Below are 14213 nucleotides of genomic sequence, written 5' to 3' on the forward strand. Positions count from 1 at the left end.
GCAGGCGACATGAAGGCGGAAAAGGGCATGACATTCAACGTACTGGGACTGGCAGAGGAGACTGAGCGCGTCTACGCCGTGCTGGTCCATACGCCCCACGCCACGGCTTCGGAGCTCGCCGGCGCCTGTGAACTGTCCGTTCCCTCCACCACACGACAGCTGGCCGATCTGGTCAAGGGGGGCCTGGCGACGCGGGCCACCGGCCGACCGCCCCGGTTCACCGCGGTGGCCCCCGACATCGCTGTCACCGCGCTGATCCGCCGCCGTGAGAAGCAGCTCGATGAGGCTCGGTCGCAGGTGCACCGGCTGATGGAGGCACACCGGGAGGCATCCCGGATCAGCAGCCCGGACCTCGCGGTGGAACTCCTCACCGAACGCGCCGACGTCAGTACCGCGGTGCAGTGCATGACCACCCAGGCACAGCGCGAGATACGGGCTTTCGACAGGCCCCCCTACGTCGACCGGCCTGGCAGCAACCTCGACGAGCAGATCAAGCGGCAGCGCCGGGGCGTCGCCCACCGGGTGATCTACGACCGCGCCGCCGTCGCCTGGCCGGGCCGCCTCGCAGACGACATCCTGCCCAGTGTCCGAGCCGGCGAACAGGCGCGTGTCCGTACCGAGCTGCCGCTCAAACTCGTGATCTGCGACAGCCGGGTCGCGATCATCCCCATCAGTTCGGCGCCGGGCGGTCAGTTGGCGGCGTATCTCGTGAAGAGCTCACCGATGCTGGTGGCCCTGGAGGCGCTCTTCGAGGTGGAGTGGGAGCGGGCGGTTCCCCTGCCCCTGACGAACCGCACAGCCGCCGACGGGGGCCTTGAGAGCGGCACCGGCGAACCCGACCAGGAGACCCGGTCACTGGTGTCGCTGCTCGCGGCAGGGCTCACGGACGCCGCGATCGCCCGGGCCCAGGGCTGGAGCGAACGCACCACCCAACGCCGTATCCACCGCCTGATGAGTCAACTCGGGGTGAACACCCGGTTCCAGGCCGGGCTCACCGCCGCCCAGCGCGGCTGGCTGTGACCTTGTGCCGGACGGTCACTGACTCGGGAGTCTCGGAGGGCCAGTTGACGTCGGTCGGCAAGTCGTTCTGCGTGTAGCCGGGCAGCAGGGACACGATCCAAGATCCGGACCATGTGCGGACCAACTCGGCTCACCATCAGGTGATTCCACCCGTTACGGTGCAGGTCATCGGTCCTCACCGGGTGGGAGCGGGCGGAAGCTCACCCAGCGCACGCATGAGGGCGATCTGCGCCTGGTCCCGCTGAGTTGCGAGTTCCTCGATGGGTCGGTCGCCGAGGTAGGCCTCGGCCTGCTCGCTCAGGAGTTTGACGGTGGCCTCGTCGAAGGTCGGGCTTCCCAGGAACTTCCAGCTCTGCTCCATCGCAGGAGCGAAATGCGAGAGGAAGTGAGCAAATCCGCCGGAACCGCCGCCGAGATGGAAACTCTGGAAGGGTCCGGCAACCGCCCAACGCGGGCCGATCGAAGAAGTGACGAGTTCGTCGAGTTCCTGCTCGGTCACCACTCCCTCGGCCACCAGATGGACGCACTCGCGGAAGAAGGCGGCCTGCAGGCGGTTCGCGACGAAACCCGGAACTTCCTTGTGCAGGACCTGGGGCTTCTTGCCCAGGGCGCTGTAGAAGGCGCGCGCCTGCTCAACGGTCTCCTCCGAGGTGAGCCTGCCCGGAACGATCTCGACAAGAGGCACCAGGTGCGGCGGGTTGAAGGGGTGGCCGACGATCAGGCGCTCGGGCTGCTTGAGGACCGTGGCGATCTCGCCGGCCGGAAGACCCGAGGTCGAGGTGGCGAAGAGCGCATGCGCAGGAGCGTTCTCCTCGATGGTGGCCCACATCCGGTGCTTGATCTCCAAGCGCTCCGGGCCGTTTTCCTGCACCACGTCGGCGCGGGCCACCGCGGCGGCCAGATCGGCCTCGAAACGCAGCCGGGCAGTCAGGTCGTCCGTCCTCATGCCCAGCTCTTCCAGCGTGGGGGCGATGTCTGCCAGACCTGCGCGGACCTGGCTCTCCGTCGTGGGAGCCGGGTCGCTGATGGTGACCTCACAGCCGTGGGCGAGGCACAGGGCTGCCCACGACATGCCGATGACGCCGGCGCCGACGATGGTGACGTTACGGAACGATTCCGCGTTCGCAGTGTTCATGGTGTGCGATTCCTTACGGGTGGTGAGCGTCGCACCGCGACATTGCATGAAGTGTTTGAGGGCTGCCGCGGGCCTGCCATGCTGACGGAGGGCGTGCTTGATCTCTGTTGCCGAGAAATCGCAGGCAAAATGCGCATGGCGAATTTTCCGAGTTCCGCGCCTGCCCCTCTCGCGCTTCCCGGTGGTGTCGGCCCCGTACGGGCCGACACCCCACGTCACTTCGCCGGTACCTGCATGCGCCGGCTCGCGTCGATCACGGCATCACCATGGTCTTTCTCGACCTCGACATCGAGAACGGTGCAGACCCGTCCGAAGGACCAGTAGAACCCGGTCACCTGCATGATCTCGAGGATCTCGCGTGGAGTGAGGCGCTCCTTCACCGCGGAGAAGATCTCGTCGGAAACGGTCGGGGCGGCAATGACCGCGGCCACGAAGCGGATGATTGCGCGGTCATCGTCGGACAGCTCCGGGGCGTCGAAGTCCTTGCGCTCGATCGCGTCCCGTACGGCGTCCGAGACACCGACGGACGCTGAGATCGGCACGTGCTGGGTGAACTCGTATGCGCAGTCCGTGGCGCTGGCCGTGGTCAGAATGGTCAGTTCACGGTCTCGCGGGGAGAGCGCCAGCTGGGTGAACTGCGCCTGGCCCTGCCGGAGGAAGATCTCGACGGTGGCCTGCGAGTGCGACAGCATGTCGAATGCCGCGTGGTGCGGCAGCTGGTCGAGGAACTCACGCAGTTCCTTGGGAAAGTCCTGCCGGTCGGGGTAGGTAAGACGGGACACAACGGCTCCTTCTGGGAATGCGACGGTGAAGTGCTGCTCTGCGACGGCAGTGGATGGGCCACTCGGTATGCCGGGCCGTTAGGCCGCATGCCATACCATCTCCGCGTCTTCGAGGTCCACACCATTTCGAATGGTTGGCCGCCCTCGCCGGACTGCGGGTCGATTGCCTGCATTTGCCAATCTAGGCTTGCGTGACCGTGACGCACTCAAGCTCGACTACAAATTCTCGTAGTGCTTATGCCAATCGGCATGGAGTCGCATTCCGGTCAGAGTGCTACCGCGACCGGGCGCGGGCGAGGCTGGTCGGCTCGATGGAACATTCGTGCCGACCCGCCGTCGACCCTCGCCGTGATTGTCGTGAGCGGTCCGCCTGCGGCGCAGACCCCACGGCAGACAAGGGTGACGGAATCCTCCGTCACGTCCGGTAGAGACGGAGCGCGACCAGGGACGCGACGAGTCCGTCGCCGCTGCGCGGATCGAATCCGGTGAGTTCGTGCCACCGGCCGAGCCGGTAAGCCAGCGAGTTCGGGTGCAGGTGCAACCCGCGGGCCGCGGCGGCCACCGACAGGCCGTGGTCTGCGAATGCGACCACGGCCTGGGCCAGGTGGGGGTCCGTGCGCGCCGTGGCCACGGCCTTGGTGAACAGCGGAGCCAAGCGGGTGGCCTGCCCGCCGAGGCCGGCGGCGAGCCAGGCATCGGCGAAGTACACGACACGGCACTGTTCGCCCGTCCGGGACAGCGCCTGGGTCGCGTCGGTGATGCTGTCCGCCGCCCCGGCCAGGCCGGGGCGGGACAGGCCGACGCCGATCGCGGTGGCGTCCCGCCGCGGCGGGATGGCCGCGGCGGCTGCGGCCACGGCGTCCGGGTCGTGCCGCTGACCCAGGACCAGGAGCCGGGTGCCGGCGGTGGCGCAGTGGAGTTCGCCGGTCAGGGCGGTCAGCCGAAGGCGCAGCTGTTCGGTGCGGTCGTCCTGCCAGTCCTCGGCGGGCAGGCACAGCGCCTGGAACTCGCCGTCGACTCGGTAGCCGAGCGACTGGGCCATGGGGGCCGACGCCTCCACCTGGACGGGTTCGGCGGTGAGTGCGGCGAACAGCCGGTGGGCGAGCGTGACCCGGGTGACCTGAGCGCGCCGGACTTCCTCGCCGTAGGCCTCGGATGCGTTGCCGGTGAGGACCCGGATCCAGGTCCAGATGAGCGTGACCAGATGCGTCAGGTCGCCGACGTGCTCGGGGTGGTCGGCCGTGGCCCGCTGCAGGATCAGGTTCCACGCCTCGCGAAAGGTGACGTGGTAGGCCCCGAGCATGAGTTCGATGGGCAGGCCCTGCTCGGCACGCCGCCGCCCCAGCTCCCGGGCGTGCGCAATCTGCTCCTCCCCCGGCGGCCGCTGCTCGGCGATGCCGGCGAACAGCATGCGGCCCTGGTACAGCACGAAGTCCCGGTGTTCCTCCGTAGGCACGACGGCGTAGTCGGGGATCTCGGCCCGGATTCGCCGGACGACCTCGAGACTGATCACCGGCAGGTCGTCGGTGATGTGCGCGCAGATCTGAGCAACGGCGTTCCGGGCCGCGCCCGTGAGGGGCGTCGACAGTGCCGGGTTCTCGGATTCCACGAACTTGACCCTAGCATTTCCGGCTTTTCACCGTAGATCCAGAGCACCGAGTGGTGAAAATCTCAAATCTCGGACAGAAGATCGGCCGACGGGGAGGTGCCGACACGGGGAACCGTGAGGTCGAAGAGTGAGCGGCGAACGCTTGGCCCGACAGCGCCCGGCTCGTGGATTCCACAAATCCTGGCTCAGCATCTCCAGGTTTTCGCCGTAGTTTTGTCCGTTATGCAGTGAAATGCTCGAACCGTTAGCGAAAAGCCCGTGGAACAGGCGCATCTGCCGGAAACCGAGGTCAGACATGACAGGCGACTACACCGTTGGCGACCACCTTCTTGCCCGGCTCGACGAGATCGGTGTCCGGCACGTGTTCGGCGTGCCGGGCGACTACAACATGGCCTTCCTCGATCGCATCGTCGAGCACGACCGGATCAGCTGGGTCGGCAACGCCAACGAGCTCAACGCCGCCTACGCAGCCGACGGCTACGCCCGCGTCAACGGGGCCGGTGCCCTGCTGACCACCTACGGTGTGGGCGAGCTCAGCGCGATCAACGGGATCGCCGGCGCCTACGCCGAATACGTCCCGGTCATCCACATCGTGGGCGCACCGTCCACGGCGGCGCAACAGGCCGGCGCGCTGCTCCACCACACCCTCGGTGACGGCGACTACCGGCACTTCGCCCGGGCACACGCCGAGGTCACCGTGGCCCAGGCCTACCTGAGCGCGGGCAACGCGATCGCCGAGATCGACCGGGTGCTGGCCACCAGCCAACGGGAACGGCGTCCCGGTTACCTCGTACTGCCCACCGACGTGGCCGCGAGCCCGGCCGAGCCGCCGACACAGCCGCTTCTCGTACCCGCGCCGGAGGCTTCGGCCCGGGTGCTGGAGGAGTTCACCGACGCCGCACGCACCATGCTGGCCGAGGCCGACACACTGGGTCTTCTCGCCGACTTCCTGGCCGACCGGTTCGGTGTCCGGGCCGAGGTGGCCGAGCTGGTCGCTGCCGGCCGGATCCCGAACGCGACGCTGTCCATGGGCAAAGGCGTGCTCGACGAGAGCGCCCCCTCTTTCACCGGCACCTACTGCGGCGCCGCCAGCGACAAGCGGGTGCTCGCCGCCATCGAGCAGGCCGACGTACTGCTGTCGGTCGGTGTGCGGTTCAGCGACAGCACCACTGCATTCAGCCACCGTATCGACGCGGAGCGGACCATCGACATGCAGCCCTGCGCCACCCATGTCGGCGACCGGGTGTTCGCTCCCCTGCCGATGCGCGACGCCGTGCGTGCGCTGACCGGGGTGCTGGCCGAGTCGGGCCGGTCGTGGGCGCGCCCGGATCTTCCGCCGGCCTCAGCCGATGACCTGGCCGACGAGACGCCCTCCGACAGCGCGGAAGCCTTGCGTCACGCGACGTTCTGGCCGACGATCCAGAGCTTCCTGAGGCCGGGCGACATAGTGGTCGCCGAGCTGGGCACCTCGCTCTTCGGAGCGCAGGCGATGCGGCTGCCGGCCGGGGCGACTTTCATCGGCCAGCCGTTGTGGGCCTCCATCGGGTACACCCTCCCGGCGACCCTCGGCGCACAGCTCGCGGCGCCCGGGCGGCGCACGATCCTGCTCATCGGGGACGGCTCCGCACAGGTGACCGCTCAGGAGCTCGGCACCCATCTGCGGGAAGGCTGCACGCCGATCGTGCTTCTGATCAACAACGGCCGCTACACCATCGAGAACGTACTCCACGGTGGGGAGCGTCGCTACAACGACATTCCCCGATGGAACTGGAGCCTGCTCCCGGCGGCCATGGGAGGCGAGTCGGCGGCCACCATGCGGGCGAGTACACCGGCCGAGCTGAGCGCGGCACTGGCCAGCGCCGCCGATCCGGCCGACCTGGTGCTGCTGGAGGCCGTACTGCCCCCGTCGGACGTTCCGGAGGTGCTCGTGCGGGCCACGGAGCAGTCGCTCGCCGCTGCCCACGACGCCGACGCGGACCGCTGAACACCGACGACACCCGGACCGACCATCGAGACACCCCATCGGCGGAAACAGCACTATGGATCCTTTTCTCCCCGGCACGCGGCATGGAAGCACGGCGGTAATGCCGCGGGCCTGGACGGCCGCGCTGCGAATGATCAGTACGGTCCGTGCGAGAGAGAGTGAGTACGTCCTGCGCCATGGCGTGAAGAGCCTGGCCGCAGCGGTGCTCGCGTGGCAGCTCATCGCCTTGTGGCTACCGGGGCAGCAACAGTTCCTCGGCGTCGGCACGGCGTTGGTCATGGCCAATGCGTCCACGGTGTACAGCTCGGTGGTCCATGCCGCGCGCCGGATGGCGATCCAGGTGTCAGGTGTTTCCCTGGCTGTCGCCGCCGCCTGGTTGCTGGGGGCCACCGCCGGAGCCATCGTGGCCGTCCTGATCGTGGTGCTGTTCACCGGTGGACGTCGTAACGGTGAGGACCGGCTTCAAGTCGCTTCGACTGCGGTGATCAGCCTGACGGCCGCCGCAGCGGCTCCGGTCGGGCATGTGGTCGTCCCCGCGGTCTCCACCCTTGCAGGCGCCACGGTGGGAGTCGCGGTCAATGCCTTGGTCTTCCCACCGACGTATCTCAGCCAGTCCGACGCCGCCGTGCGCGGCCTGGCCCGCTGCACGGGCACGTTGCTGCGGGACATGGGCCGTGACGTGAGGGAAGGACGGTCTGCGAGTCACGCGCACCTCTGGCTGGAGAGGGCACGAGAGCTGGAGCGGCAGGTCTCGGACGCTCGCGACGAGGTGCAGAAGGCTGCTGAGAGCCTGCGCTGGAACGCCCGCGCAGCCGCGCACCGACAGCACATGTCCGCAGTCTACGAATACGCCTTCGAAGTTCTCCAAAGGGCGTCGTTCCAGGTGCGAGGTATCGCCAGGACTCTGGCCGACAGCCTCGACCAGGACAGCACCGACCACGGCCTGAAGCAGGGATTCGCAGTGCGATACGGGGAGGCCCTCGAGTTGGCAGGGCAGGTCTTCCTCACATATGCCGCTCTCGGTGTGGCGGCCGACGCACGTCAGGACGATGCCCGGAGGCAGTTGCGCACAGCTATCGATCGCATGCTGACCTGGCATGCGACGGTGACCGATCTGCTCGAGCGCGGCGCACTGACCGATCTGAACGCATGGCAGGTCTACGGTTCGCTCGTCGCCGACGTGGAGCGACTCCTCACTGACCTGGACGGCATAGAGCCACCCGAAGAAGCAGGTGCGGCTGAAGTTGTCAGCGTTCGTGGCGTACTGAGTCGGTGATCCGATCGAGCATCTGTCTCGAACGTCTGTCGTGAACATCTGTCGTGAGACACGGAGAGTAGACATGTCACGTGAGCCGAGAGCGAGGCGCGCAATGTCAGCCGCTGAGTCAACCGATGGCGTCGAAGCCTGGTGGTCAGGAGGCGAGTACGTCTCTCTCCGCCTGCGCGGCGTCGAGCACATGATCTTCGTACGCCGGATGGGCAGCGGGCCCCCGCTCACACTCCTGCACGGATACCCGGCGTCGTCCCACCAGTGGACCAAGATCGCACCCGAGCTGGCCCGCAACCACACCCTGGTGATGCCGGACTTCCTCGGCTTCGGCGCGTCCGCCAAGCCGCGCGAGCACGACTACTCCCTGATGGAGCAGGCCGATCTGGTGGAGGCACTGTGGGCGCACGACGGCTTGAGTGCCACCCGGGTCGTCGCTCACGACTACGGCAGCTCGGTCGGGCAGGAGTTGCTCGCACGACGTTCGGAGGGCTCGCTGTCTGTGGCCCTGGTCGACATGACTCTGATGAATGGCGGCATCTACCCCGAACTGCACCGGCGTACCGACGCGCAAAGCCGGCTCCTGGACCCCCAGCTCGGTCCCGTGCTGAGCGCGCAGGTCGACCTGGACCGATTCATCACCGACCTCGCCGTCACGTTCGCACCCGCCTACAACGCGCTGAGCGACAGCGTGGATATGTGGCGGACGTACAGCCGTGACGACGGACATCTGAACTCCCATCTGCTGCTGCGCTATGTCCGCGATCGGGAGACGTACCGCGATCGCTGGGTCGAGGCGCTCGAGGGGACAGACCTTCCGCTTCAGTTCGTGTGGGGTCTTCAGGACCCGGTCTCCGGCGCGCACATCGCCGATCGGATCCGCGACTGCGTGCCCGGGGCACGGCTGCTCGAGCTGCCGGACGTGGGCCATTGGCCGTCGCTGGAGGCGCCGGAGCGAGTGATCTCGGCACATGAGGACAAGCGCTATTGATCGCGTATCGCGTTACAGGAGGCGACTGGTCCATGATCAATGAACCGGAAGAATGGACCGACCTCCGACAGGAGATGGCGGTCTGGCGGAACCGGTTCCTGCGGCTGCTCGACCGGTCGCCGGCACCCACTGCGATCAGCCAGCCCGATGGATTGCTGGTGATCACCAATCCCGCATTTTCTGCCCTGTGGGGCCTGACGCCGGGACATATGCGTGATCTCAACCTGCTCGATCTGCTGGTCTCCCCGGACGAGGAGTCACTGCTCAAGATCTCGGAGGGGCTTCGATTCGGGCGTCGTTTCCGCTACCCGATTCGAGTCGAGTGGGACGCCGTGGGCGTGACGAGAACCGGCCAACTCACCGTGGAACCGGTCAGCGACGAAGTCATCACTCCGACGCTGCTCATGGTGTTCCTGCACGTCGACCCGATGGCGCACGGGGCAGAACCAAATCTGGTGCAGGAGTTGTCACCGAAAGAAGAACGCATCCTGGCGTTGGTCGCGTCCGGAGCCACCTCCGCGTTGATCGCCCGGGCGGTCGGCCTCACGGCGGACGGCGTCAACTACCATCTCTCCCGGATGTGCCGCCTGCTGAAAGTGCCGAACAGGACCGCGCTGGTCGCCAAGGCGTATGTCCTCGGAATTCTGAGCCCCACGTCCTGGCCCCCCGGCTCCGAAGAAGGCAAGTGACGTCGGGCGAGCCCCGCCCACTCCGACCGGGCGAAACGGCGGAGGCGCCGGACCACCGCTCGTCATGCCGGAACCGTCCCGCTCAGTCCGCTCAGTACCACGTCGTGGCACCGCGACCTGTCGCCGATCTGAACGATGGCGGCGTGGGGCTGGTGGTCGTCCGCCGTAGCAAGAAGGAGGCAGGCTCCGGATGCCGGCGCATCAATTTCGTAAGAGCCATCGGATTGCGTGCCGATCCGGCCCAGTTGGCTCCCGTTCAGCGAGAGAAGGGTGACGGCGGCCAGGGGCACAACGTCTCCGTAGGAGTTCCGTACCCGGCCGAAGACGCGGGGTGCTGCCTGCGAGGGAGGGGTTGGCTCGGTGGCGTTGCGCCGGTCGGGCGCCGCAGTTCGGGGAGCGGGCTTTCCACCGGATTCGTGCTGTGTACCGCCGGCTGTGGCCGCGAGGGAGACCGTGGAGCGGAAGTGTGCATGTGCGGCGGTGATCTGGTGGCCCGTGAGCCGCTGGTGACCGCCGTGATCACGGATCCACGCGACGATCAGGCCCAGGGCCAGGCCGACGAAACACCCCACGGCGATCATGATCCAGCCACGCGTCAGGCCGGCATCGCCCCGGGTGTCGAAGTAGAGGATCGCGCGAACGCCGTCGTCGATCTGCCGCATGGGTTCGAACTGAGCGAGCCACCGGTAGGGGCTGGGAACGGTCTGGAGGGGGAAGCTCCCCCCGGACGAGGGCACCGCCAAGGCGACGAAGAAGAGCATGCCCACCAGCGACCCGAGTCCTCCGACCAGCGAAATGATGGTCTGAGCGGTCACCCCGACGGCGATCGAGGCGCATACGGAATAGATCCATAGCAGACCGAAGTGGGGTGTATCCATGTGAAGGGCGAATTTACACGTGAGCAAAATTGCTGTCGCGGTGACCGGTGACAGGACGGCCGACATGGCGGTCTTGGCCACCAGTGTTTGGGTGCGGGTAATCGGGACCGGCAGTTTGCTGGACCAGCGACGTCCGCGCTCGGCTGACTGATATCCCAGAGCGAAATCGACCGAACTGCTGACGACACCCGCACCCAGATAGGCGCCAAGAGTGAGGACGAGGCTGACGTAAAAAGCGCTGAGGCCGAATCCGGAATGGTTGCCGAGAGGGCGATGCTCGCTCGTGTGCAGCGTGACGGGGCCGGCCAGCAACATCTTCTCGGCGGTCGGGATCGCCCGGCGGCTCGTGTGGTGCGCGGGCTCCACGTGCGCAGCCAGCGTCGCGGCGATACGACTCGATACGGTGTGGGTCGTTCGCTCTCCGACGGCTTGAACCGAGGAGATGGCCACACTGCCGGAACGGGGGTTTGTGAGCAGGTGGACACTCGGCTGCCGAGGAGCCGTCGCATGGGGCGCGACGGGGCCGGTCAAGGACAGGACGCCGCTGCTGAAATCAGCTGGAATGATCAAGGCGCCGTAGACTGCGTCTTTGTCCATCTCGGCTTCTGCCTCGCGCAGACTCAGCGTCTGCCATTCCACGCGTTGACGGGAATCCGACGCGGTCGTGATGCCCCGGACGATCTGCGGACCGAGGTGCACCTTCCGGCCGTCGACGTGCACCGCCTGGTCCTCGTCGACGATCGCGATCGGGAGGTGGTGGAGGTTGCCCGTGGGGTTGATGATGCCTCCGATGTAGGACAGCGACACCACCACGCTGACCGCGATCATGACGAGCGTCGGGAAGAACCAGAGGTTCGGTCGGCGCAGCAGGTGTCGGGCGGTGGCCTTCGGCACGCCGGGAACATTGATCCTCATGGGTGTCGGATGCCTTTCGGGTTCCAGGTGGAGCTGCGGGACGAGACCTGAATGACGGTCTGCGGCTCGGTTTACGGCGCGGCCTGAGCGACGTCCGTGCGAGCCGATGCCTGTGCGGAAGTGCCGCGTGCGGTGCGCACGCCTTCCGATGCGATGCGGTCCGTCTCCGCGAATTGCCGCGCAGCGAATCGATGCGGATCAGGACCGGATTTCGATGATGACGTGCGAAGGGGCCCGATTCGCCGGCACGGCCTACAGGAATTCGTAGTCGAGGGCGCGGAGCGGTCCGCCGCCGCGTTCCCCGGCAGCTGCTCCTCGGGGGCACGCAGGCACCGCGTCCGGTCGGAGAGGACGCGGAACGGGAGCGTGGAATCCAGTGTGGTGGACCTCTGCGACGACGTGGCGTCAGTTCTGTGGTTCGGCCCAGATGTCGGGCGTGACGACGCCCGTGGAGCGGCCGTAGGGGTCGAGCAGGCCGCCGAGGAGCTTGTCGTGGCGCAGGGTGATCACACGGTCGACGATGTCGAGGCTGGGGTGGGTGGTGGCGAGCTGGGTCTCCAGGCGCAGGGCGTCGTCCAAGGAGTGCAGGCTGGCCTGCACGATGAGGTTGTGGGGGCCAGTGACAGCGGCGCAGTTGCGTGTTTCGGGCAGGCGGATCAGGGCGTGTCCGACGGCGGGCAGGTCGGCGGGCGGCACCTTGGCCCAGAAGGTGGTGGCGACGGGCCAGCCCCCGAGGGGCGGGCGAAGTCACAACGGAAACGCAGGACGTCGAGCCGGGTCAGTTGCTCGACGCGGCGCTTGGCGGTGGACAGGCTGACGCCCAGGTCGGTGGACAGGGCCTGGTAGGAGGCGCGGCCATCGTGTGCCAGGCGGGCGAGAAGAGCGCGGTCGAAGGCGGTGATGTCTCCGCCGCCGTGCCGGGCCGGCTGGGGCGCGGCCGGTGCGGTGAGGTGCGCGCGTTGGTCGGGAGCGAGGGCCGCGATGCGCCATCGGCCGCCCTCGGCGAACATGTGGGTGACGATCCGGACGTCGACGGCGGTGATGCCGGGAACGTGCGGGAGCAGGTCGAGGGTGTAGCGGGACAGCGCGGGAAGGTCGCTGGTGGCGACGGTGGCGAGGATGTCGTGGCTACCGGCGGAGCGTTCGATGGTGAGCATGTGCGGATGACCGCTGAGGGCCTGGGCGACGGAGGCGGTCGCGCCGGGGGCACAGTCGATCTGGGCGAAGGAGAGGCACATCTGGTCGAACATGCGCGGGCCGGGTGACAGGCCGACCCAGGCCATGCCGTGCTCAGCGAGGCGGTTGAAGCGACGGGCGACGGTGACCGGATCCACCCCGAGGACCCGGCCGAGCTCGGACTACGAGGCCCTCGGCCGGAGTTGCAGCGCGTGGATCAGCGCGAGGTCGTCCTCGCTCAGCAGCTTGCCATCTTCCTGCATCAGCACTGGCCTCACGGCGAGAATCCTGCGTTCTCCTTCTTCCTGCTGACCAGTCTCGCACTGTGGGTCGATGAGCTCGCATCTGGCGGGCGGGAGCGGGAGGACCGGATCATGGCGTTCGCCGACTATCAGAACGAGATCTACTTCGCCGGCCTGCACGGGGTGGTACCACGCCTGCCGATGACTACGCCGACCTTGAACCGCCGGCCCAGGCCGCGATGACCCCGTCGGTGCGGTCCTACGTCGCCGGCGGCGCAGGGGACGAGCACACCCAGCGGGCCAATGTCACCGCCTTCGAGCAATGGGGTCTGGTCCCACGCATGCTGCTCGGAGCGAAGGAACGTGACCTGTCGGTCGACCTGTTCGGCATACGCCTGCCCTCGCCGCTCTTCATGGCCCCGATCGGCGTGATTGGGCTGTGCGCCCAGGACGGCCACGGCGATCTCGCCACCGCCCGCGCCGCTGCCCGCACCGGCGTGCCGATGATCGCTTCCACCCTGACCGTAGTCCCGATGGAACAGGTGACCGCGGAGTTCGGCGGCACCCCCGGCTTCTTCCAGCTCTACACCCCCACCGACCGGGATCTGGCGGAAAGCCTGGTCCACCGTGCCGAGAAGGCCGGGTTCAAGGGCATCGTGGTCACCCTGGACACCTGGATCACCGGCTGGCGGCCCCGCGACCTGGCCGTCAGCAATTTCCCTCAGCTGCGCGGAAATTGCCTGGCCAATTACACCAGCGACCCGGTCTTCCGCGCCCGGCTCGCCCACAGCCCGGAGGACGACCCGCAGGCCGCGGTCGCCGAGTGGGTGCGGATCTTCGGCAACCCCCTCACCTGGGACGACCTGCCCTGGCTGCGCTCGATCACTGATCTGCCACTGATCCTCAAGGGCATCTGCCACCCCGATGACGCCCGCCGCGCCAGGGACGCGGGTGTGGACGGCATCTACTGCTCCAACCACGGCGGACGTCAGGCGAACGGCGGCCTGCCGGCCCTCGATGCCCTGCCGGAGGTGGTCGAGGCCGCCGACGACATGCCCGTTCTGTTCGACTCGGGCATCCGCACGGGAGCCGACGTCATCAAGGCCATCGCCCTGGGCGCCACAGCCGTAGGCGTCGGCCGGCCCTACGCATACGGCCAGGCCCTGGGCGGCGCCGACGGCATCGTCCACGTGCTGCGCTCCCTGCTTGCCGAAGCGGATCTCGTCATGGCCGTCGACGGCTACCCCACCCTCGCCGACCTCACGCCCGGCACACTCCGCCGCATCCGCTGACAGGAGTTCCGGAGTTGACGCCGCAGGGCACCCTGGCCGAGCGGCTGCGGGCCGGGGGCAGCGGCATCCCGGCGTTCTACACCCCGGCAGGCACCGGCACCCAGGTCGAGTTGGGCGGACTGCCGTGGCGGTACTCATCCGACGGCTCGGTGGCGGTGGCCTCACCGCCCAAGGAAGTACGCGAGTTCGCCGGGCGCCGCCACGTCCTGGAGGAGGCCATCACCGCCGACTTC

At 67.8% G+C, this 14213-nt stretch carries 11 protein-coding genes and 2 pseudogenes; 7 read left to right on the forward strand and 6 right to left on the reverse strand.

Annotated features, from left to right (window positions below):
* Positions 1 to 27 precede the first annotated feature (27 nt).
* Complete coding sequence (locus ACWDEN_RS44730) at positions 28 to 1020, forward strand: helix-turn-helix domain-containing protein (protein ID WP_351621051.1); 993 nt, start codon at positions 28 to 30, stop codon at positions 1018 to 1020.
* A 175-nt stretch (positions 1021 to 1195) separates the two neighbouring features.
* Here the strand turns inward: ACWDEN_RS44730 and ACWDEN_RS44735 are convergent, their stop codons facing one another.
* The 3 genes from ACWDEN_RS44735 to ACWDEN_RS44745 all read right to left on the reverse strand — a co-directional run bounded on the left by ACWDEN_RS44735 (position 1196) and on the right by ACWDEN_RS44745 (position 4546).
* Positions 1196 to 2374 (reverse strand): 3-hydroxyacyl-CoA dehydrogenase NAD-binding domain-containing protein, encoded by a 1179-nt coding sequence (locus ACWDEN_RS44735; RefSeq protein ID WP_450863743.1) that lies wholly within the window; start codon positions 2372 to 2374, stop codon positions 1196 to 1198.
* Entirely contained in the window at positions 2371 to 2937 is a 567-nt protein-coding gene (locus ACWDEN_RS44740) for a carboxymuconolactone decarboxylase family protein (RefSeq protein WP_450863745.1), read from the reverse strand. Before ACWDEN_RS44740 ends, ACWDEN_RS44735 begins: the two co-directional genes overlap by 4 nt.
* A 415-nt stretch (positions 2938 to 3352) precedes the next feature.
* A complete protein-coding gene (locus ACWDEN_RS44745; RefSeq protein ID WP_450863747.1) occupies positions 3353 to 4546 on the reverse strand; it encodes a PucR family transcriptional regulator in 1194 nt (397 codons plus the stop codon).
* Between the two features lie 295 nt (positions 4547 to 4841).
* Between ACWDEN_RS44745 and ACWDEN_RS44750 the strand changes: the two genes are divergently transcribed.
* The 4 genes from ACWDEN_RS44750 to ACWDEN_RS44765 all read left to right on the forward strand — a co-directional run bounded on the left by ACWDEN_RS44750 (position 4842) and on the right by ACWDEN_RS44765 (position 9477).
* Entirely contained in the window at positions 4842 to 6530 is a 1689-nt protein-coding gene (locus ACWDEN_RS44750) for an alpha-keto acid decarboxylase family protein (protein ID WP_450863749.1), read from the forward strand.
* Positions 6531 to 6660: 130 nt separating this feature from the next.
* Positions 6661 to 7806, forward strand: a complete 1146-nt coding sequence (locus tag ACWDEN_RS44755) for an FUSC family protein (protein WP_450863751.1) — start codon at positions 6661 to 6663, stop codon at positions 7804 to 7806.
* 181 nt (positions 7807 to 7987) lie between these two features.
* Entirely contained in the window at positions 7988 to 8788 is an 801-nt protein-coding gene (locus ACWDEN_RS44760) for an alpha/beta fold hydrolase (RefSeq protein WP_450863753.1), read from the forward strand.
* A 32-nt stretch (positions 8789 to 8820) separates the two neighbouring features.
* Positions 8821 to 9477, forward strand: a complete 657-nt coding sequence (locus tag ACWDEN_RS44765) for a helix-turn-helix transcriptional regulator (RefSeq protein WP_351606415.1) — start codon at positions 8821 to 8823, stop codon at positions 9475 to 9477.
* Positions 9478 to 9539: 62 nt separating this feature from the next.
* Here ACWDEN_RS44765 and ACWDEN_RS44770 read toward each other — a convergent pair whose 3' ends face one another.
* The 3 genes from ACWDEN_RS44770 to ACWDEN_RS44780 all read right to left on the reverse strand — a co-directional run bounded on the left by ACWDEN_RS44770 (position 9540) and on the right by ACWDEN_RS44780 (position 12604).
* Positions 9540 to 11270 (reverse strand): DUF3533 domain-containing protein, encoded by a 1731-nt coding sequence (locus ACWDEN_RS44770; protein WP_450863755.1) that lies wholly within the window; start codon positions 11268 to 11270, stop codon positions 9540 to 9542.
* A 405-nt stretch (positions 11271 to 11675) separates the two neighbouring features.
* Entirely contained in the window at positions 11676 to 11870 is a 195-nt protein-coding gene (locus ACWDEN_RS44775; protein WP_450863757.1) for a hypothetical protein, read from the reverse strand.
* Between the two features lie 56 nt (positions 11871 to 11926).
* On the reverse strand, positions 11927 to 12604 hold the full coding sequence (locus ACWDEN_RS44780; protein WP_450863759.1) for an AsnC family transcriptional regulator: 678 nt from the start codon (positions 12602 to 12604) through the stop codon (positions 11927 to 11929).
* A gap of 216 nt (positions 12605 to 12820) precedes the next feature.
* On the opposite strand from ACWDEN_RS44780, the pseudogene ACWDEN_RS44785 reads away from it, so the two are divergent.
* Both ACWDEN_RS44785 and ACWDEN_RS44790 read left to right on the forward strand, forming a co-directional pair.
* Positions 12821 to 13980: pseudogene (locus tag ACWDEN_RS44785) on the forward strand (alpha-hydroxy-acid oxidizing protein).
* 11 nt (positions 13981 to 13991) lie between these two features.
* Positions 13992 to 14213: pseudogene (locus tag ACWDEN_RS44790) on the forward strand (CoA-transferase); the annotation flags it as partial.

The sequence above is a fragment of the Streptomyces sp. NPDC001153 genome, assembly GCF_053598315.1.

Coding starts and splice junctions, on each gene's coding strand:
- ACWDEN_RS44770 (WP_450863755.1), bottom strand. CDS start 11,270: ATGAGGATCAATGTTCCCGGCGTGCCGAAGGCCACCGCCCGACACCTG.
- ACWDEN_RS44765 (WP_351606415.1), top strand. CDS start 8,821: ATGATCAATGAACCGGAAGAATGGACCGACCTCCGACAGGAGATGGCG.
- ACWDEN_RS44730 (WP_351621051.1), top strand. CDS start 28: ATGACATTCAACGTACTGGGACTGGCAGAGGAGACTGAGCGCGTCTAC.
- ACWDEN_RS44755 (WP_450863751.1), top strand. CDS start 6,661: ATGATCAGTACGGTCCGTGCGAGAGAGAGTGAGTACGTCCTGCGCCAT.
- ACWDEN_RS44760 (WP_450863753.1), top strand. CDS start 7,988: ATGATCTTCGTACGCCGGATGGGCAGCGGGCCCCCGCTCACACTCCTG.
- ACWDEN_RS44750 (WP_450863749.1), top strand. CDS start 4,842: ATGACAGGCGACTACACCGTTGGCGACCACCTTCTTGCCCGGCTCGAC.